This is a genomic window from Micromonospora auratinigra (assembly GCF_900089595.1).
Taxonomy (GTDB): domain Bacteria; phylum Actinomycetota; class Actinomycetes; order Mycobacteriales; family Micromonosporaceae; genus Micromonospora; species Micromonospora auratinigra.
Genome location: NZ_LT594323.1, coordinates 2,930,482 through 2,948,328, shown reverse-complemented (window position 1 = coordinate 2,948,328; position 17,847 = coordinate 2,930,482). Strand labels below are relative to the sequence as shown.

General features: G+C 74.7%; 20 protein-coding genes. 11 read left to right on the top strand and 9 right to left on the bottom strand.

Annotated elements, in window-relative coordinates; all coding sequences use genetic code 11:
• Positions 1–9: 9 nt before the first annotated feature.
• The 5 genes from sufU (at position 10) to GA0070611_RS12915 (ending at position 4,029) form a co-directional block, all read left to right on the top strand.
• Positions 10–486, top strand: coding sequence for a Fe-S cluster assembly sulfur transfer protein SufU (sufU, locus tag GA0070611_RS12935; protein ID WP_091663283.1), 477 nt, complete (start codon positions 10–12; stop codon positions 484–486).
• A complete protein-coding gene (locus GA0070611_RS12930; RefSeq protein ID WP_091663280.1) occupies positions 483–881 on the top strand; it encodes a metal-sulfur cluster assembly factor in 399 nt (132 codons plus the stop codon). The genes sufU and GA0070611_RS12930 overlap by 4 nt, the downstream gene beginning before the upstream one ends.
• 437 nt (positions 882–1,318) lie before the next feature.
• Entirely contained in the window at positions 1,319–1,945 is a 627-nt protein-coding gene (locus GA0070611_RS12925; protein WP_231921442.1) for a LysE family transporter, read from the top strand.
• Positions 1,946–2,002: 57 nt separating this feature from the next.
• Positions 2,003–2,641 carry an acVLRF1 family peptidyl-tRNA hydrolase gene (locus tag GA0070611_RS12920; protein ID WP_091672851.1) on the top strand — a complete coding sequence of 213 codons (639 nt, stop codon included), beginning with the start codon at positions 2,003–2,005 and terminating at the stop codon, positions 2,639–2,641.
• A gap of 167 nt (positions 2,642–2,808) precedes the next feature.
• Positions 2,809–4,029, top strand: coding sequence for an RCC1 domain-containing protein (locus GA0070611_RS12915; RefSeq protein WP_091663272.1), 1,221 nt, complete (start codon positions 2,809–2,811; stop codon positions 4,027–4,029).
• Positions 4,030–4,099: 70 nt separating this feature from the next.
• Here GA0070611_RS12915 and ypfJ read toward each other — a convergent pair whose 3' ends face one another.
• Positions 4,100–5,029, bottom strand: a complete 930-nt coding sequence (ypfJ, locus tag GA0070611_RS12910; RefSeq protein ID WP_091663269.1) for a KPN_02809 family neutral zinc metallopeptidase — start codon at positions 5,027–5,029, stop codon at positions 4,100–4,102.
• A gap of 248 nt (positions 5,030–5,277) precedes the next feature.
• Between ypfJ and GA0070611_RS12905 the strand changes: the two genes are divergently transcribed.
• Entirely contained in the window at positions 5,278–6,885 is a 1,608-nt protein-coding gene (locus GA0070611_RS12905) for an ABC-F family ATP-binding cassette domain-containing protein (RefSeq protein WP_091663265.1), read from the top strand.
• A gap of 110 nt (positions 6,886–6,995) precedes the next feature.
• Here the strand turns inward: GA0070611_RS12905 and GA0070611_RS12900 are convergent, their stop codons facing one another.
• Positions 6,996–7,598, bottom strand: coding sequence for a cadmium resistance transporter (locus GA0070611_RS12900; RefSeq protein WP_197675918.1), 603 nt, complete (start codon positions 7,596–7,598; stop codon positions 6,996–6,998).
• Between the two features lie 213 nt (positions 7,599–7,811).
• Between GA0070611_RS12900 and GA0070611_RS12895 the strand changes: the two genes are divergently transcribed.
• The 3 genes from GA0070611_RS12895 (at position 7,812) to GA0070611_RS12885 (ending at position 10,952) form a co-directional block, all read left to right on the top strand.
• Positions 7,812–8,039 (top strand): helix-turn-helix domain-containing protein, encoded by a 228-nt coding sequence (locus GA0070611_RS12895; protein ID WP_007072022.1) that lies wholly within the window; start codon positions 7,812–7,814, stop codon positions 8,037–8,039.
• 46 nt (positions 8,040–8,085) lie between these two features.
• Positions 8,086–8,853, top strand: coding sequence for an enoyl-CoA hydratase/isomerase family protein (locus GA0070611_RS12890; RefSeq protein ID WP_091663256.1), 768 nt, complete (start codon positions 8,086–8,088; stop codon positions 8,851–8,853).
• A gap of 116 nt (positions 8,854–8,969) precedes the next feature.
• The gene (locus GA0070611_RS12885) at positions 8,970–10,952 is read left to right on the top strand and encodes an ABC transporter ATP-binding protein (RefSeq protein WP_091672848.1); all 1,983 of its coding nucleotides are present in this window, start codon (positions 8,970–8,972) and stop codon (positions 10,950–10,952) included.
• A 6-nt stretch (positions 10,953–10,958) separates the two neighbouring features.
• Here the strand turns inward: GA0070611_RS12885 and GA0070611_RS12880 are convergent, their stop codons facing one another.
• The 7 genes from GA0070611_RS12880 to GA0070611_RS12850 form a co-directional block, all read right to left on the bottom strand.
• On the bottom strand, positions 10,959–11,477 hold the full coding sequence (locus tag GA0070611_RS12880) for an SET domain-containing protein (RefSeq protein ID WP_091663253.1): 519 nt from the start codon (positions 11,475–11,477) through the stop codon (positions 10,959–10,961).
• The gene (mug, locus tag GA0070611_RS12875; protein ID WP_231921505.1) at positions 11,474–11,977 is read right to left on the bottom strand and encodes a G/U mismatch-specific DNA glycosylase; all 504 of its coding nucleotides are present in this window, start codon (positions 11,975–11,977) and stop codon (positions 11,474–11,476) included. The genes GA0070611_RS12880 and mug overlap by 4 nt, the downstream gene beginning before the upstream one ends.
• 200 nt (positions 11,978–12,177) lie before the next feature.
• Complete coding sequence (locus GA0070611_RS12870; protein ID WP_091663245.1) at positions 12,178–12,939, bottom strand: SDR family oxidoreductase; 762 nt, start codon at positions 12,937–12,939, stop codon at positions 12,178–12,180.
• A gap of 70 nt (positions 12,940–13,009) precedes the next feature.
• Complete coding sequence (locus GA0070611_RS12865) at positions 13,010–13,459, bottom strand: hypothetical protein (RefSeq protein WP_091663240.1); 450 nt, start codon at positions 13,457–13,459, stop codon at positions 13,010–13,012.
• A complete protein-coding gene (locus tag GA0070611_RS12860; protein ID WP_231921441.1) occupies positions 13,456–14,394 on the bottom strand; it encodes a DUF692 domain-containing protein in 939 nt (312 codons plus the stop codon). The genes GA0070611_RS12865 and GA0070611_RS12860 overlap by 4 nt, the downstream gene beginning before the upstream one ends.
• Positions 14,391–15,314: a TIGR04222 domain-containing membrane protein gene (locus tag GA0070611_RS12855; RefSeq protein ID WP_091663236.1), complete on the bottom strand. Its 924-nt coding sequence runs from the start codon at positions 15,312–15,314 to the stop codon at positions 14,391–14,393. Before GA0070611_RS12855 ends, GA0070611_RS12860 begins: the two co-directional genes overlap by 4 nt.
• Before the next feature lie 114 nt (positions 15,315–15,428).
• Complete coding sequence (locus GA0070611_RS12850; protein WP_091663233.1) at positions 15,429–16,001, bottom strand: TetR/AcrR family transcriptional regulator; 573 nt, start codon at positions 15,999–16,001, stop codon at positions 15,429–15,431.
• Between the two features lie 107 nt (positions 16,002–16,108).
• Here GA0070611_RS12850 and GA0070611_RS12845 point away from each other — a divergent pair, with 107 nt between their 5' ends.
• Both GA0070611_RS12845 and GA0070611_RS12840 read left to right on the top strand, forming a co-directional pair.
• The gene (locus GA0070611_RS12845) at positions 16,109–16,963 is read left to right on the top strand and encodes a carbon-nitrogen hydrolase family protein (RefSeq protein WP_091663230.1); all 855 of its coding nucleotides are present in this window, start codon (positions 16,109–16,111) and stop codon (positions 16,961–16,963) included.
• A gap of 60 nt (positions 16,964–17,023) precedes the next feature.
• The gene (locus tag GA0070611_RS12840) at positions 17,024–17,668 is read left to right on the top strand and encodes an HAD family hydrolase (protein WP_091663227.1); all 645 of its coding nucleotides are present in this window, start codon (positions 17,024–17,026) and stop codon (positions 17,666–17,668) included.
• Positions 17,669–17,847: the final 179 nt, after the last annotated feature.

Here is a 17,847-nt window from a genome sequence, read left to right as displayed (position 1 = left end):
TCCAGCCTGATGCAGCTTGAGTCTCTGTACCAGGAGATCATCCTGGACCACTACAAGCACCCGCACGGCCGTGGCCTGCGGGACGCGGCGGATCCGGCGGCCCGGGTCGGCGAGGCGCACCACGTCAACCCGACCTGCGGCGACGAGATCACCGTGCGGGTGGCCACCGACGGCACCGTGTTCACCGACATCTCGTACGACGGGATGGGCTGCTCGATCAGCCAGGCGTCGGCGAGCATCCTGCACGAGCTGCTGCGCGGCCGGGCCGCCGACGACGCCGCCGTGGTGCACGAGGCGTTCGTGGCGTTGATGTCCGGGCGCGGCCAGGTCACGCCGGACGAGGAAGTACTCGGAGACGGGGTGGCGTTCGCGGGTGTCGCGCGCTACCCGGCCCGGGTGAAGTGCGCGCTGCTGTCGTGGATGGCGTTCAAGGACGCCGCGGCACGCGCCGGGGTGGGCGTGAGCCCGACGGAGGTGAAGGCATGAGCGAGCACGAGACCACGACGCCGGAGACCGGCACGGTGGCGACCGACGGCGCGGAGACGCCGGCCGGCGGCAAGGCCCGCCTCGCCGACATCGAGGAGGCGATGAAGGACGTCGTCGACCCCGAGCTGGGCATCAACGTGGTCGACCTGGGCCTGGTGTACGGCGTCCACGTGGACGACCAGAACGTCGCCACCCTGGACATGACGCTGACCTCGGCGGCCTGCCCGCTGACCGACGTGATCGAGGACCAGGCCCGGCAGGCGCTGACCACCGGCCCGGGTGGCGGGCTGGTCGACGACATCCGGATCAACTGGGTCTGGCTGCCGCCGTGGGGCCCCGACAAGATCACCGACGAGGGGCGGGACCAGCTCCGCTCCCTCGGCTTCAACGTCTGACCGGTAACGGTCACCCGTCGAGCGCGACACCCCTCCGGGTGTCGCGCTCGACCCGTCTCCACCCCCACCCGCCCCGCCCACCCGATCGCTCCCCGCCCCCTGCCCGCCCGCCCCGCCCCCGCCCGCCCCGCCCCCGCCCGCCGCACTAATTCACGGAAAGTGGCGCTATACGGCCGTGGAAAAGGCCTCTTTCCGTGAATTAGCGGCGGAGGGGAGCGGCGGGCGGAGGGGAGCGGCGGGCGGAGGGGAGCGGAGGGCGGAGGGGAGCGGAGGGCGGGGTGGGGGTGGGGCGGGAAATGGGTGGCCGGGGGTGGGGGTGGGGTTCAGGATGGGCGGGTGATCGAGGCGTACCCGAAGCAGGTCCCTGTCCGTGCGGCCACCGCCGCGCGTCGACAGCGCACCGCGCCGCGGGTCGCCTCGCGTCACCGTCCGCCGTCGTGAGCGGGGCGTTCCTCGCCGGCCTGCTGGCCGGCTACGGGGTCGCCGTCCCGGTCGGCGCGATCGCGGTCCTCGTTCTCGGGCTCAGCGCCCGTACCTCGTTCCGGGTCGGCGCGGCCGCCGCGCTGGCCGTGGCGACCGCCGACGGGCTCTACGCCGCCGTCGCCGCCTTCGGTGGGGCCGGACTGGCCCGGGTCGTCGCGCCGGTCGCCGGGCCGCTGCGGGTGGTCGCCGCGCTGGTCCTGCTCGGCCTGGCCGGGCACGGCCTGTGGCGGGCCTGGTCCGCCCGCCGGCAGGTCGCGCCGGCGCCGGTGGGGCGAGGGCTGGACCGGCCCGGCCGGGCGTACGCGGCGGTGCTCGGGTTGACCCTGCTGAACCCCACCACGGTGCTCTACTTCGTCGCGCTGGTGCTGGGCCGCCGCGAGTCCGCCGCCCTGGGCCCGGCGACCGCCGCGCTCTTCGTGACCGGGGCGTTCCTGGCCTCGGCGAGCTGGCAACTGCTCGTCGCCGGCGGGGGCAGCGTGGTGGGCCGGGCGCTGGCCGGGCCACGTGGACGACTGGTCACCGGCCTGGTCTCCAGCGCCCTGATCGCCGCCCTCGCGGTGGCCGCCCTGCTGCCGGCCTGACCGCCGACCGTCGTCCCCGCCGGGTCGTGCGGCGCCCCGGTGTCGTACCGTCGGGCGGTGACCAGCCGACCCGCAGCCGGGGGCGGCCGGTGGGTCGAGGTCGACCCGGCCCGCGTCGCCCGCTGGGTCGAGGGCTTCGCCGACCGGCACGGCCCGCCCACCACCACCGAGCAGGGGTACGGGCTGCTGCTCGCCGCCCCGGACGGCGCGACCGCCGAGCTGCACACCCCGCCGGGTGCACCGGCCGCCGTCGACGTACCCGGATTCGTGGCCGCCGCGGCGGCGCCGCGCCGGTTGGGTCTGCTGCTGGCCCGCAAGGGTGCGGTGGCGGTGGGCGTGGCCGACGGGACCGAGCTGGTGGTGTCGAAGGTGGACACCCGGTACGTGCAGGGGCGCACCGCCGCCGGTGGGTGGTCCCAGCAGCGGTTCGCCCGCCGGCGCGACAACCAGGCGAAGGCGGCCCTGGGCGACGCGGCGGAGCTGGCCGTACGCCTGCTGCTGCCGGCCGCGTCGGGCCTGGCGGCCCTGGTCTGCGGCGGTGACCGGCGGGCCGTGGACACGGTGCTGGCCGACCGCCGGCTGGCCCCGCTCGCGGCGGTGCGCGCCGGGCGCCTGCTGGACGTGCCGGAACCCCGGCACGCGGTGCTGGTGGCCGCCGTCGCCGCGGCCCGGGCGGTCCACATTCTGGTCCGCTGAGCGGGAAAGATCCCCCGCAAGACGGTCAATCCAACCGGTCGATGGTGCATCGAATCGACTCGATGCATAAAGTCGGTGCCACGAAGTGGTGGGTCTCCGGGCGACCCACCGGGGCAGCTTCCGTCTCCGTCATCCAGGCATCGACATCGTTGGGAGAGAACAACTACATGAACGGATATCAGGACGGCCGCCCGCGGGCCCGGTGGCGCCGTGCGACCCGGATCCTCGCCGTCGCGGCGGCGATGCTCACCGGAAGTGCCGGGCTCACCCTCGCGCTGACCGCCGGCCCGGCGGCTGCCGGGGCCAGCCCCGTCACGCGCGCCGCACTGGCCGCCCCGGCGGCCACCAGCGTCAGCGTGGGCGGCGCACACACCTGTGCGGTCCTCGCCGACGGGGGCCTCTGGTGCTGGGGCTCGAACTACAGCGGCCAGCTCGGTGACGGCACCACGACGAACCGGAGCACCCCGGCGCGGGTCGGCACGGACACCTGGGCCGTGGTCGACGCCGGCACCAGCCACACCTGCGGGGTGCAGACCAACGGGACGCTGTGGTGCTGGGGCTCGAACTACCGGGGCCAGCTCGGTGACGGGACGACCACCAGCCGGCGTACGCCGGTGCAGGTCGGCACCGCGACCACCTGGGCCCGGGTGAGCGCCGGCCCCGCGCACACCTGTGCGGTGCGGACCGACGGCACCCTCTGGTGCTGGGGCTTCAACCGGACCTCCCAGCTCGGCGTCGGCACCTCGCCGTACACCGCCACCAGCCCGTTGCAGGTCGGTACGGCCACCACCTGGGCGAGCGTCACGACCGGCTTCGCGCACAGCTGCGGGACCCGCACCGACGGCACGCTCTGGTGCTGGGGCTACAGCTCGGACGGGCAGCTCGGGCTCGGCTTCCTGGGCTCGCAGGTCACCCCGGCCCAGGTCGGCACCGCGACCGGCTGGACCGGCGTGCAGGCCGGGTACGCGCACACCTGCGGGATCCGCGCCGGCACGCTGTGGTGCTGGGGCGAGAACGGGTACGGGCAGCTCGGCGTGAGCGGCAGCTACCAGACCGCGCCGGTTCAGGTCGGCACGGGCACCACCTGGAGCCGGCTGGGCGCCGGCAGTGGCGACACGTCCTGCGCGTCGCGGACCGACGGCACCCTCTGGTGCTGGGGCAAGAACGCCACCGGGCAGGTGGGCGACGGCACCACCACGCACCGCAACGCGCCCACCCAGGTCGGCTCCGCCACCACCTGGACCGGCGGCGTGGACGTCAGCGACCACGGCTGTGCGATCCGCACCGACGGTGGCCTGTGGTGCTGGGGTGACAACAGCGGCGGTCAGCTGGGCGACGGCAGCACCACCCAGCGCGCCACCCCGGGCCAGGTGACCCTGCTGGGCTGAGCGGCCGAACGCGACACGGCACCGGGCCGGTCGGCCCGGTGCCGTGTCGTCCGTCAGGCGGCGTGCGGCGTCACTGCCCGCTGCCGAAGGTGTCGCAGGCCTTCGGGTCGCCGGTCGAGTAGCCCTTGGTGAACCACTCCTTGCGCTGCTCGGAGGTGCCGTGGGTGAACTCGTCCGGGTTCACCGGGCGACCGGCGCGCTTCTGGATGGCGTCGTCACCGATCTTCTCGGCGGTGTCGATCGCCTCCTGGATGTCCTGGTCGGTGATGCTCTTGAAGATCTTCTGGCCGCCCTCGTCGGCGGTGCCGGTGGCGTTCTTGGCCCAGGCGCCCGCGTAGCAGTCGGCCTGCAGCTCCAGCTTCACCGACAGCGCGTTGGCGTTCTGCGGGTCGCGCTGCTGCTGGCGGCGCATCTGCGCCTCGGTGCCCAGCAGGTCCTGCACGTGGTGGCCGTACTCGTGGGCGAGCACGTACGGCTGGGCGAACTCGCCCTTGGCGCCGAGCTGGTCGGCGAGCAGGCGGTAGAAGGTGAGGTCGATGTAGACCAGGTCGTCGGCGGGGCAGTAGAACGGCCCGACGCCCGAGTCGGCCTGGCCGCAGCCGGTGTTCACGTTCTGGCTGAAGAACACCGTCTTCGACGGCTGGTACTGCTTGCCGAAGACCTCCGGCAGGGCCTTGCGCCAGTACGCCTGGATCGAGTTGACGTAGAGGGTGTTGCGGCAGTCGAGCTGCTTCAGCGCGTCCTCCGCCGAGCACTTCTGCTGCAGGGAGGTGTTGTCGCCCTGCTGCTCCGAGCCGCCGCTGTCACCCATCGCGTTCAGCCCGAAGCCGCCACCCACCAGGGCCACGAGCACGGCGATGATGATGCCGATGATCCCGCCGCGCCCACCGCCGCCGGGGATGGGGATCGGGATGCCGCCCCCGCCTCCGCCGCCTCCGCCGGAACCTCGCCGATCGTCCACCTGGCTGGTGTCGATCTGTGCGTTCTCGTTCAGCTCCATAATGACCCCGATCGCCCTTTGATCCCTGTGTGGTGGTTGCGGTACCGGACCGGGTCCGGACGGCGTGTTCGGTACCCGATGATCTTGTCGGGTAATCCGGATCGGTCGCCCGAGCCGGCCCGGTACACTTGCACCCGTGCTGCGCTGCGAAGGCTGAACCGCCCCGCGCCGACGGGAACTGATCACCCGCCGGCGCTTTCGCGTGCCCTGAGTCAGCCTTTCCGGACCCCGAGAGCGAGTACCTCGAAATGATCACTGCCACCGGCCTGGAGCTGCGCGCCGGTTCCCGGATCCTGCTGTCCGACACCACGCTGCGGGTGCAGCCGGGTGACCGGATCGGTCTGGTCGGCCGCAACGGCGCCGGCAAGACCACCACGCTGAAGGTGCTGGCCGGGGAGGGCCAGCCGTACGCCGGGCAGATCGACCGGCGCAGCGCCATCGGCTACCTGCCGCAGGACCCGCGTACCGGCGACCTGGAGGTCACCGGGCGCGACCGGGTGCTCTCCGCGCGCGGGCTGGACGTGCTCATGGCGCAGATGAAGGAGCTGGAGGCCAAGCTCGCCGAGGGCGCCGACGACGAGCGCCTGGTCCGCCGCTACGGCGCGCTGGAGGACCAGTTCGCCTCGCTCGGCGGGTACGCGGCCGAGGCCGAGGCCGCCCGGATCTGCGCCAACCTGGGCCTGCCCGACCGGGCCCTGGCGCAGACCATCGGCACCCTCTCCGGCGGCCAGCGCCGCCGCATCGAGCTGGCCCGGATCCTGTTCCGGGACGCGGGCGAGAACGGCGGCGGCATCCTGCTGCTGGACGAGCCGACCAACCACCTCGACGCCGACTCGATCACCTGGCTGCGTGGCTTCCTCGCCAACCACAAGGGCGGCCTGATCGTGATCTCCCACGACGGCTCGCTGCTGGAGTCGGTGGTCAACAAGGTGTGGTTCCTGGACGCCACCCGGTCCGTGGTCGACACCTACAACCTCGGTTGGAAGGCGTACCTGGCGGCGCGGGAGACCGACGAGCGGCGTCGCCGCCGGGAGCGGGCCAACGCCGAGAAGAAGGCCGGCGCGCTGATGGCGCAGGCCGACAAGATGCGGGCCAAGGCGACCAAGACCGTCGCCGCGCAGAACATGGCCCGGCGGGCCGAGAAGCTGATCTCCGGCCTGGAGGACGTCCGCCACGCGGACAAGGTGGCCAAGGTCCGGTTCCCCAACCCGGCGCCGTGCGGCAAGACCCCGCTGACCGCCACCGGCCTGTCCAAGTCGTACGGGTCGCTGGAGATCTTCGCCGATGTCGACGTGGCGGTGGACCGGGGCTCCCGGGTGGCCATCCTCGGCCTCAACGGCGCCGGCAAGACCACCCTGCTGCGGATGCTCGGTGGCCTGCTCGAACCGGACACCGGCGAGGTGCGCCCGGGGCACGGCCTGCGGCTCGGCTACTACGCCCAGGAGCACGAGACGCTGGACGTGGACCGGACGATCCTGGAGCACATGCGCAGCGCGGCGGCGGACCAGACCGACACCGACCTGCGCAAGATCCTTGGCGCGTTCCTGTTCTCCGGCGAGGACGTGGACAAGCCGGCCGGGGTGCTCTCCGGCGGCGAGAAGACCCGGCTGGCGCTGGCCACCCTGGTCTGCTCGGGCGCGAACGTGCTGCTGCTGGACGAACCGACGAACAACCTCGACCCGGTCAGCCGCGAGCAGGTGCTCGACGCGATCGCCCGCTACCCCGGCGCGATCGTGCTGGTCACCCACGATCCCGGCGCGGTGAGCGCGCTCAAGCCCGACCGCGCCATCCTGCTCCCCGACGGCGACGAGGACGCCTGGTCCGACGACCTCCTCGAACTCGTCGAACTGGCCTGACCACCCACCCCACCCCGACCCCCGCGCGAGCCGCGTCGATCATGAAGTTGGCGGCAGTTTCGGAGATCCACAACGCCGTCAACCTCATGATCACCGTCGCGGGGTGGGGGTCAGGTCAGCAGGGTGGCGAGGCGGGGGAGGACGCCGGAGGTGACCAGGATGGTCGCGCCGATGGCGACGAAGACGGCCGGGACCAGCCAGTGGCCGACCCGGTCGACCAGCCGCACCACCCGGGGATGGCCGCCGAGCAGCGCGGCGACCGTGCACCAGAGCGCCACCAGCGCGCCGAAGACCAGCAGCCAGACCAGCCCGGTGGCCGGCTCCAGGGTGCGGAACACCGGCACGTACACCGCGACGTTGTCGGCGCCGTTGGCGATGGTCACCCCGGCCACGCCGAGCAGGCTGCCGACCACCGCCGGCGGACCGTCGTCGGCGGAGCGGGCCAGCAGCGCGCGGACGCCGAGCGCGACCGGCAGCAGGCCGAGCAGCCCGGTCCACGGGTCCGGCACGACCAGCAGCCCGGCGGCCGCCACCACGGCGGCCGCGACCAGCGCGCCGATGCCGAGGTACTGCCCGGCCACGATGTCGCGGGGGCGGGGGCGGCCGGTGGCGCGCGCCGCCACGAAGAAGACCGTGAGCACGACGATGTCGTCGAGGTTGGTGGCGGCGAAGACGAGGGCCGCGCCGGCGGCGGTGGCGAGCAGGTCGGTCACGCGGGGGAGCGTACGGCCCGGCCGGTCGGTCGGCCCGGCATGATCCAGGCGGCGGGCCCTGGCTGACCGGTCAGAAGGATCACTCTATCGGGAAGGCGACATTGCATAGCGTGTCGGTTGGCGAAGAGTTGATATCTGGCGCATGATCGTTCGAGGCGGTCTAATAGGTGGGACCGTATCCGAACCGCACAGTCTGGGACGTGAGGACACAGCATGGCAGCCACTGGCACAGCCACCAGCACTGAGAAGGGTCGCCGGATCGTCGGAGCCGAGCGTCAGACGCTCGCCAAGGACCTGGTAAAGCGGTACACCGGCGGGGAGAGCATCCGGGCGCTCGCGGCCTCGACCGGTCGCTCCTACGGATTCATCCACCGGGTGCTCACCGAGTCCGGCGTGCAGCTGCGGCAGCGGGGCGGCGCCCGGCGTCGCAAGAAGGCGTGACCCGCCCACCCGCGTCGTCCACCAGCGTCGCACCCCGGCCGGTCCGGTGACCGCCGAGACGACCGGGGTACGGCTCCACTGCGACGGGCCGGTCGCGACAGTCACGTTGTGCCGGCCCGACGTGCTCAACGCCCAGACCCCGGCCATGTGGCGCGCGATGAGCGACTTCTCGCGCGACCTGCCCGGTGACGTCCGGGTCGTCGTCGTGCGCGGCGAGGGGCGGGCCTTCTCCGCCGGCCTCGACCTGTCGGTGGCCGGTGCCTCCGGCCCGGGGTCCTTCGCCGAGCTGTCCACCCTGCCCGAGCAGGAGTGCGCCGACCGGATCGCCGGGTACCAGGGCGGTTTCACCTGGCTGCACCGCCCGGACGTGATCTCGGTCGCCGCCGTGCAGGGGCACGCCATCGGCGCCGGCTTCCAGCTCGCCCTCGCCTGCGACCTGCGGGTGCTCGCCGAGGACGCCAAGCTCTCGATGGCCGAGGTCACCCTCGGCCTGGTCCCCGACCTCGCCGGCACCCGGCGGCTCGTCGAGTTGGTCGGCTACTCCCGGGCGCTGGAGATCTGCGCCACCGGCCGCCGGATGGACGCCGCCGAGGCCGACCGGATCGGCCTGGCCACCCTGGTGGTGCCCGGCGCCGACCTGGACGCCGCCGTGCGTGACCTGACCGCCGGCCTGCTGGCCAACAACCGGGACGCCATCGTGGAGATCAAGGCGCTGCTCCAGGGCGCGGCGACGCGTACCCACGCCGAGCAGCAGCGCGCCGAGCGGGAGGCGCAGACCCGGCGGCTGCGTGACCTCGCCGGGCGCGGAGAATAGTCGTAAGGACCGTTCGGGAAGATCCGGGTTACTCGCGAGGTTGTCGTAGTCGTCGGGAGAATTGACCCGACGGTACGACGCTGCCCGACGACCCGGAGGTGAGAGTGTCCAACCCGATGGCCGGTGGCGGCATGGGGGGCTGGAGCATGCTCCGGTCGATGCGCAACCGGGACGAGATCTCCAGCCACCAGCTCACGCGCGGCACCGCCAGGCGGATCGTCGCGTTCGCCCGGCCGTACCGGCGGGACATCGCCGTCTTCCTGGTGACCGTGGTGATCGCCGCGGTGATCGGGGTGGCCACCCCGCTGCTCGCCGGTGACGTCATCGACGCGATCGCCGGCGGTCGCCCCGACGCGGGCACGACCGTGGTCCGGCTGGCCCTGGTCATCGCCGTGCTGGCCGTCGCCGACGCGCTCTTCTCGCTGGCCCAGCGCTGGTACTCGGCCCGGATCGGCGAGGGCATCATCCTCGACCTGCGGACCCGGGTCTACGACCACGTCCAGCGGATGCCGTTGCAGTTCTTCACCCGGACCCAGACCGGCGCCCTGGTCAGCCGGCTCAACAACGACGTGCTCGGCGCCCAGCGGGCCTTCACCTCGACCCTGTCCGGCGTGGTCAGCAACGTGATCCAGTTGGTGCTCACCGCCGGCGCGATGCTGGTCCTCTCCTGGCAGATCACGCTGCTGGCGCTGGTGCTGCTGCCGATCTTCATCATCCCGGCCCGCCGGGTGGGCCGGCGGCTCGCCGAGATCACCCGCGAGTCGTACAACCTCGACGCGAAGATGAACGCCACGATGACCGAGCGGTTCGGGGTCGCCGGGGCGCTGCTGGTCAAGCTCTTCGGCTCGCCCGAGGTGGAGGCGGCCCGCTTCGCCGGCCGGGCCGAGCGGGTCCGCGACATCGGCATCCAGTCCGCCATGTACTCGCGCACCTTCTTCGTGGCGATGCTGCTGGTCGCCTCCCTCGCCCAGGCGCTCACCTACGGCCTGGGCGGCTGGCTCGCGGTCGCCGGGGCGGTCAGCGCCGGCACGGTGGTCAAGCTCGCGCTGCTGCTCACCCGCCTCTACGGCCCGCTCACCGCGCTCTCCAACGTCCGGGTCGACGTGATGAGCGCCCTGGTCTCCTTCGACCGGGTCTTCGAGGTGCTCGACCTGCGACCCGGCATCGCCGAGAAGCCCGACGCGGTGCCGGTGCCCCGGGGCAACGGCCGGGTCGAGTTCCGCGACGTGCGGTTCCGCTACCCGAGCGCCGCCGAGGTGTCGCTGGCCTCCCTGGAGGAGGTCGCCGCGCTCGACCGGACGGTCAACGAGCCGGTGCTCAAGGGGGTCTCGTTCGGTGTCGAGCCCGGCCAGATGGTGGCCCTGGTCGGCCCGTCCGGCGCCGGCAAGTCGACGCTGTCCATGCTGATCTCCCGGATCTACGACGTCAGCGACGGCCAGGTGCTGGTCGGCGGGGTCGACGTCCGGGACGCCACCCTCGCCTCGCTGCGCGACGAGATCGGCGTGGTCACCCAGGACTCGCACCTGTTCCACGAGACGATCCGGGAGAACCTGCGCTACGCCAAGCCGGACGCCACCGACGACGAGATCTGGGCCGCGCTGGCCGGGGCACAGGTCGCCGACCTGGTCCGGGCCCTGCCCGACGGGCTCGACACCACGGTCGGCGAGCGCGGCTACCGCTTCTCCGGCGGCGAGAAGCAGCGCATCGCCATCGCCCGGCTGCTGCTCAAGGCCCCGTCGATCGTGATCCTCGACGAGGCCACCGCGCACCTCGACTCGGAGAGCGAGGCGGCGGTGCAGCGGGCGCTGTCGGTGGCGCTGACCGGGCGTACCGCGTTGGTGATCGCGCACCGGCTCTCCACCGTCCGCGACGCCGACCAGATCCTCGTCCTCGACGAGGGGCGGATCGTCGAGCGGGGCCGGCACGAGGAGCTGGTCGCGGTCGGTGGCCTCTACGCCGAGCTCTACCGCACCCAGTTCGCGGTCGCCGACTCGCCGGCCCCGTACGCCGAGGCGGAGCAGCCGGAGCCGGTGGTCACCACCGTGCCGATGGGCACGTACGTCGCCCAGGAGGCGATGCCGCCGGCCGCCGCCAACTGAGCGGGGTCAGCCCGGCTCGGCCCGGATCCGGGCGAGCAGGGCGGGCACCCAGTGCTCGCCGTAGCGCTCGCGCAGGTCCGGTAGCCGCCAGTCGTCCCCGGTGACCCGGCCCCGGCACCCGGCGGCCCCGCACCGGCAGGCCAGGGCGAAGTCCGGCTCACCGGTGCTGGTGGCGTAGTCGTTGGTGACCTCCTCGCCGACGGCGATCGGCCGCCGGGCCGCCAGCGCGTACGGGCCGACCCACCACAGGTTCGGGTCGCAGCTGTGGTTGCCGTAGCCGTTGGGCCGCCGGGGCGGCAGGATCAGGTGCCGGTCGGCGTCCACCGCGATGGTGTCGACGTACCGGTCGGCGGCGGCGAGCGTCGCGCGCAGCACCTCGGTGGAGACCAGTCGACCGCCGAGCCGGGAGACGACCGTCCCGGCCGGGATCGCGGCCCGGGCGAACAGGCCCCGCCCGGCGATCGGGGAGTGGCCCACCACCACGTCCGGGTGCAGCCAGCAGTCCGGGTCCGGCGCCGGGATCATCGGGCCGCCCCGGCGGCGGCCCGCAGCTCGCCGAAGGCCGCGCCGAGGCTCTCGGCGGTGAAGTGGGCGTTCAGGCCGCTCGGGTTGGGCAGCACCCAGAGCCGGGCGGGGCCGAGCCGGTCCGGCTGCGGACCGAAGCCGGCCCTCGGCCGGGCGAAACCGATCCGGTACGCGGTCACCCCGACCACCGCCACCCAGCGCGGCCGGTACCGCCGTACCTTGCCGGTGAGCAGCTCCGCACCGGTCACCAGTTCCTCGGCGCTCAGCTCGTCGGCCCGGGCACTGGCCCGCGCCACCATGTTGGTGATGCCGAGCCCGAGCGCGGGCAGCTCGTCCTGCTCGCTGGGGTGCAGCAGGCGCGGCGTGAACCCGCCCCGGTGCAGCGCCGGCCAGAACCGGTTGCCGGGCCGGGCGAAGTGCCAGCCGGTCGCCGCCGACCACAGCCCCGGGTTGATCCCGACGAAGAGCACGTCGAGGCCGGGGGCGAGCAGGTCCGGCAGGAGCTTGTCCGCCGCCGCCGCGAGCTGCTCCTTCGTGGGGCGCGGACAGCGCCGGGCCGGGCCGGCGGTGGGGGCGTCGGCGCGGGCCGGATCCGGTCGGGTCGCGTTGGCGGGAAGGTCGGCGGCGGTGACAGCGCGCGCGGGTCGCCGCCGGTCCGCGCCGCTGGAGGAGGCATCCCCGCGCGGGGGGCCGGGCGGGGTCACAGGCCGCGCAGGGCGCCGCCGTCGACCGGCACGGTCACCCCGGTCAGGTAGCTCGCGGCGGGGGAGAGCAGGAAGGCGGCCACCCGGCCGAACTCGTCCGGGTCGCCGACCCGGCCCAGCGGGATCGCCGCCTCCGCCTCCTGTCGGGCCCGCTCCGGGTCGCCGGTGGCCGCGAAGAGTTCCTTGTTCCGGTCGGTCATGATCCGTCCGGGCAGCAGGCTGAGCACGCGTACGCCGCGCGGGCCGTACTCGTCGGCCATGTCCTTGGCGACCCCGGCCAGGCCGGGGCGCAGCCCGTTGGAGATGCCCAGGCCGGGGACCGGGCCCCGGGTCGAGGTGGACAGGACCAGCCCGATCGCGCCGCCCTCGGTGAGCGCGGCGGCCACCGTACGGGCGGCCCGGACGCTGCCGAGGAAGACCGTCTCGAAGGATTCGCGCCACTGCGCGTCGGTGACCTGCGCGGCGGTGCCCCGGGGTGGCCCGCCCACCGAGATCAGCGCCCCGTCGAGCCGGCCGAACTGCTCCCGGGCCGCCGCGATCAGCCGTTCCGGCGTGCCGGGGTCGGTCAGGTCGGCGGTCAGCCCGATCGCCCGCTGCGGTCCGCCGAGCGCCTCGACCGCCTCGGCGACCCGCTCCGGGGCGCGGGCGGAGAGCACCACGCGGGCACCGTCGGCGACGAGGTGCCGGGCGGTGGCGAGGCCGAGCCCACGGGAGGCGCCGGTCAGCACGTACACCCGGTCGGCGAGTCCGAGATCCATACCGCCGATCCTGCCGTACCCGGGAGGGCCCCGCCAGCCGGCTCAGCACCCGGGAGGGCCGGCAGCCGGCTCAGCGGCGGGCCGGGCGGAGCAGGCGTACCCGACCGGCGAGCTGGAGCACGACGGCACCGCCGGCCCGGGTGAGAGCCGGCAGCCGGCGGGCCCGGGGTGGGGTGCGGCCGTCGTAGCGGGTGGTGGCCTCCCGGCTGGCCAGCTCCTCGGCGCCCAGCGGCGGCAGCGCGCCGCGCCCGCGCAGCTCGCGGGCCAGGTCCCAGCCGTCGCGCAGCGATCCGTTGGTGGGCCGGCCGGCCGCCCATCCCGCGAAGGTGGCCGGCCAGTCGGCGCCGAGGCCGGCGGCGAGCAGCGGCCAGTGCCGGGCCACGTCGCCGGCCCGCTTGCGCAGCAACGCCCGGCGGGCCGCCTCGACCGGCGCCGGGGCGAACCCGGGCGGGAGCGGACCGCCCGCCACCAGGGCGGCGACCAGCTCCGCCTGCCGGGCCGCCAGGCTGCCGCCGGTCATGTCACCACCGGGTACCGGCCGGCGGCGGCGAGCGCGTCCAGCTCGGCGCGCAGCTCGGCGGCGGGCGGGTAGTGGCCGTCGCGTTCCAGCAGCAGCGCCGGGGGCCGGTGCCGGGCGCACAGCTCGCCGACCAGGTCGAGCACCTCGGCGGGGACCGGGTCGGTGTGCGTGTCGTGGTAGAAACCGCCCTGCTCCGCGCCGCCGGCCACGTGGACGTAGGCGACCCGGTCCAGCGGCAGCCGGTCCAGCAGGGCGAGCGGGTCGCCGCCCCGGTTGCGGGCGTTGGCGTGCACGTTGGCCACGTCGAGCAGGAGCAGCGCGCCGGTGGCGTCGAGGATCTCGGTGAGGAAGTCGGCCTCGTCCAGCTCGTCGTCCGGCCAGTCGAAGAGCGCGGCGATCGGCTCCAGCGCCAGCGGCACCGGCAGCTCCGCCTGGGCCCGTCGCACGTTCGCCACCACCGCGGCGACCGCCTCCCGACTGCGCGGCAGCGGGAGCAGGTGACCGGCCTCGACGCCCCCGGCCCGGACGAAGGCGATGTGCTCGCTGACCAGCGGCGCGTCCACCGCCGCCGCGACCCCGGCCAGGTGCGCCACCCGGGCCGGCTCGACCGGTTCCGCGCCGCCGAGGGAGAGCTTCACGCCGTGGGGTACGACGGTGACGCCGCGCCCGCGCAGCTCGGCCAGCCCGTCGGGGAGCGGGCCGTGTGGGGCGACCGTCTCCGCGACCACCTCGACGAAGCGCAGCCCCGGGAGATCGGCCACGAAGCGGGCGATCTCCGGCCGCCAGCCGATGCCGACCCCGGCCGGCCCGGCCGCCACGCCGGTGGTGCTGCCGACGGCCGGCCCGGCCGGCGCGCCGATGGCGGTGCGGGCGGCCCGGCCCACCGGCCCGCCGACGGTGGCGGGGCCGGCGGTCGCCGGACCGGTGCCGGTCATCCGCCGCACCCGCCGCCGCCGCAGCCGCCACCCCCGCAGGAGCTGCCCCCGCCGCACGAGCTGCCGCTGCTGCACGAGCTGCCGCCGCCGCACGAGCTGCCGGAGGAACCGCTGCCGCCGGTGCCCAGCGCCTGGCGCTGGATCTCGGCCTGCTCGGCGAAGCCGGGGTCCATCGCCCAGATGGTGGCGGTGCCGAAGAGGGCGACTCCCATCGCGGCGTCCGAGGGGCCGTAGGTGGCGTACGCCGGCGCGGCCGACGGGCGCAGCCAGGTGTGCTGGCGGCGTAGCTCGCGCAGCGCCCGGTCGGCCGCCCGGGTCCGCCACGGCACCCGGTTGAGCAGCAGGAACGCGATGAAGAGCGGGACCATCGTGAGCAGCAGGAAGCCGGCCGGTCGGCCGTTCGACAGGCCGACGAAGGCGCGGACCACGCCGAGTGCGACGAGCGCGGCGATCAGCAGCGGCCCGCGTCGCAGGGCGGTCCGCCGCTCCTTCGCCAGCGCCAGCCCACGCTGTTCGAGCCCTTGGCGCAGCTGGTCGAGGGCGCGCGCCACCCACTCGTCCTGGCGCAGCTCCCGCACGTGTGGGCGGCGCTCGGCGGCCCTGACGACGGCCTGGTCGAGCGGGGTGGCCGCGGTCGGCAACGGCCCGGCGGCAGCCAGCCGCCGGTCTGGACCCACATCGACCAGACCGGCGCGGCGCAGGCCGCCGAGCGACGTCCAGACGGCGAGCTGGTCACCGCCGTTGAGGTACGCGACCTGCTGCGGCCCGAGCGGGCCGGCACCGGTGCCGGCGTCGGTGCCGCTCAGGACGGTGAGCCGGTGGATCAGGGTGCCGACGACCAGCACGGCCGCGGCCAGCAGGTACCAGCGCAGAAAGACGGGGCCGGGGACGCCCCAGGTGTCGCCCGCGAGGACGGTCATGTGCTGCTCCTGTCGCGAGGGGGATCGCGGCTCATTGTGGAGCAGCCCCGCCAGTGCCGATCCGGCCGGTGCGCGCAGTTACCGGACCGAGACCGGCCGCCGGGGCGGCGCCGGTCAGTGCCGGCGGACGGCCTCCTCGACCAGGTCCAGCACCCGGCCGAGGTCGCCGGCGGGCCGGCCCATCGCCAGGTGCAGCACCAGGCCGTCGTAGGCCAGTTCGAGGAACTGGGCGAGCACGTCGATCGGCACGTCGTCGCGGAGCACGCCGGCCTCGCGCTGGCGCAGCAGGCGCTCGCGGGTCGCCTCCGCGATGGCCGCCGAGCGCTCCGCCCACCGCTTGGCGAACGCGGGGTCGGTACGCAGCCGGCGGGAGACCTCCAGCTGGCTGCCGAGCCAGCCGGTGGTGTCCGGGGAGACCGCCCGGGCGAGCAGGTCCCGCATCACCTGCACCAGGCCGTTGCGGGCGACGGTCTCCACCATGGCGGCGGCGTCGTCCTCGGCGACCGCGAGGAAGAGCGAGTCCTTGTCGCGGAAGTGGTGGAAGATGGCGCCCCGGGACAGGCCGGTGGCCTCCTCCAGGCGGCGCACGGTCGCGCCCTCGTATCCGTGCCGGGCGAAACACGCCCGCGCGGCGGCGAGGATCTCCTGCCGACGCGCGTCGAGCTGGTCCTGGCTTACTCTGGGCACGCACCGATCGTCGCAGGTCACCCCGGCCCGTGCAAACCGTACGTACGGCTTGGGATGTGCTTGTCCGTGATCGTTCGTGGCGGCGCGCTGCGGCTACCATCGGCGGCGTGAGCCAGGCCGTCCCGCTTCCCGCCCACCCGCTGACCGTTGCCGCCGTGCAGGGCACCCCCGTCCCGGGCGACGTCGCCGGCAACGCCGTCCGCGCCGCGGCACTGGTCGGCCGCGCCGAGGGCGCCCGGATCGTGGTGCTGCCGGAGCTGTACCTGCCGGCGTACCATCCGCCGGCCCTGGCCGCCGACCCCGTGGGCACCGACGTCGCCGCCAGCGCCGACGGCCGGGTCGCCGATGCCCGGCTGGACCCGCTGCGCGCCGCCGCCCGCGACGGCGGGACGACCGTGGTGGTCGGCGCGGCGGTCCGCCACCCCGACGGGCGGCGCACCATCTCCTCCCTGGTCGTCGACCGGTCCGGCGCGGTCCGCGCGGCGTACGACAAGCAGCAGTTGTGGAGCGGCGAGCGGGAGCTGTTCGACCCGGGCCGGCGCGGCGCCACCCTGGTCGTCGACGACTGGCGGTTCGGCCTCGGCATCTGCTACGACGGCTGCTTCCCCGAGCACGGCCGCGCCGCCGCCCTGGACGGCGCGCACGGCTACCTCTGCCCGAGCGGCTACCTGGCCGGCTCGGCGCACCGGCGCGACCTCTACTACGCCGCCCGGGCCCTGGACAACACCATGTACGTGGTCTTCGCCAACGCCGTCGACGGCGCCGACCCGTGGCGGTTCAACGGCGGCGCCGCCGTCTACGACCCGCAGGGCCGGCCCCTGGTGCGGGGCGCGGACAGCGGGGAGGACGTGCTGGTGGCCACGCTCGACCCGGCCGCGCTGGCGGCGACCCGCGCCGCGCACTCGATGCTCGCCGACCGGCTGACCGAGCCGGGCCTCCCCCGAACGACGCTGGTCGGCTGACGGACGGCAGGGGCCCCACGGCCCTGTCGGCGGCCGGTCCCGGTCCCGTAAGGTGCCCGAGTGCCGTTGCTCCTCGTCGACCTGGACAACACCCTGCTCGACCGCGAGGGGCCGTTCCGCGCCTGGGGTGAACGCTTCCTGGCGGGCATCGGCGCGCCACCGGCCGACATCGACTGGTTGCTCTCCGTGGACGCGGACGGGCTGACCGACCGGTGGGACGTCGCGGACGCCATCCGGGACCGGTACGCGCTGCGGATCCCCTCCATCGACCTGGTCGAGGAGCTGCACGACGGGGTGGTGGCGAACACCCGGCTCGATCCGCTGGTCGCCTGCGCGCTGCGGATCGCCGACGACGCCGGCTGGGTGCCGGTGGTGGTCACCAACGGCGTGGTACGCCAGCAGGAGGCGAAGATCCGCGGCACCGGGCTGGACCGCTACGTGGCCGACTGGGTGATCTCCGAGGAGGCCGGGGTCAGCAAGCCCAACCCGAGGATCTTCGCGCTCGCCGCCCAGCGGGTCCGGATGCCGCTGCGGGGCGCCTGGGTGGTCGGGGACAGCCCGGAGGCCGACATCGGTGGGGCGACCGCCGTCGGGCTGCCCAGTGTGTGGCTGCACCGGGGCCGGCCCTGGTCGGACGCCCGGTTCGCGCCGACCCGGACCGTGGACGGGCTGATCGCGGCGGTCGCGGCGGTGCTGGCCGGCTGATCGTGGCGACGCCCGGTGGGGTGCCGGTTGATCACGGTGGTGTCCGGCGGCGTGTCGGCCCGGCGGGCCGGTAATTCGGTTGCCCGGCCCGGTCGCGCCGGTCAGCATGGTGCCGCGCAGGGGCGCAGCCGGGCGGGGCCCGGTCGAGGAAGGGAGGTCGGTCATGGCCGTCTTTGCAG

What these genes read in the sequence shown, in the direction of transcription:
- sufU (WP_091663283.1), top strand. Translation starts at nt 10, where the DNA reads ATGCAGCTTGAGTCTCTGTACCAGGAGATCATCCTGGACCACTACAAG.
- GA0070611_RS12930 (WP_091663280.1), top strand. Translation starts at nt 483, where the DNA reads ATGAGCGAGCACGAGACCACGACGCCGGAGACCGGCACGGTGGCGACC.
- GA0070611_RS12915 (WP_091663272.1), top strand. Translation starts at nt 2,809, where the DNA reads ATGAACGGATATCAGGACGGCCGCCCGCGGGCCCGGTGGCGCCGTGCG.
- ypfJ (WP_091663269.1), bottom strand. Translation starts at nt 5,029, where the DNA reads ATGGAGCTGAACGAGAACGCACAGATCGACACCAGCCAGGTGGACGAT.
- GA0070611_RS12905 (WP_091663265.1), top strand. Translation starts at nt 5,278, where the DNA reads ATGATCACTGCCACCGGCCTGGAGCTGCGCGCCGGTTCCCGGATCCTG.
- GA0070611_RS12895 (WP_007072022.1), top strand. Translation starts at nt 7,812, where the DNA reads ATGGCAGCCACTGGCACAGCCACCAGCACTGAGAAGGGTCGCCGGATC.
- GA0070611_RS12885 (WP_091672848.1), top strand. Translation starts at nt 8,970, where the DNA reads ATGGCCGGTGGCGGCATGGGGGGCTGGAGCATGCTCCGGTCGATGCGC.
- GA0070611_RS12880 (WP_091663253.1), bottom strand. Translation starts at nt 11,477, where the DNA reads ATGATCCCGGCGCCGGACCCGGACTGCTGGCTGCACCCGGACGTGGTG.
- GA0070611_RS12870 (WP_091663245.1), bottom strand. Translation starts at nt 12,939, where the DNA reads ATGGATCTCGGACTCGCCGACCGGGTGTACGTGCTGACCGGCGCCTCC.
- GA0070611_RS12865 (WP_091663240.1), bottom strand. Translation starts at nt 13,459, where the DNA reads ATGACCGGCGGCAGCCTGGCGGCCCGGCAGGCGGAGCTGGTCGCCGCC.
- GA0070611_RS12860 (WP_231921441.1), bottom strand. Translation starts at nt 14,394, where the DNA reads ATGACCGGCACCGGTCCGGCGACCGCCGGCCCCGCCACCGTCGGCGGG.
- GA0070611_RS12855 (WP_091663236.1), bottom strand. Translation starts at nt 15,314, where the DNA reads ATGACCGTCCTCGCGGGCGACACCTGGGGCGTCCCCGGCCCCGTCTTT.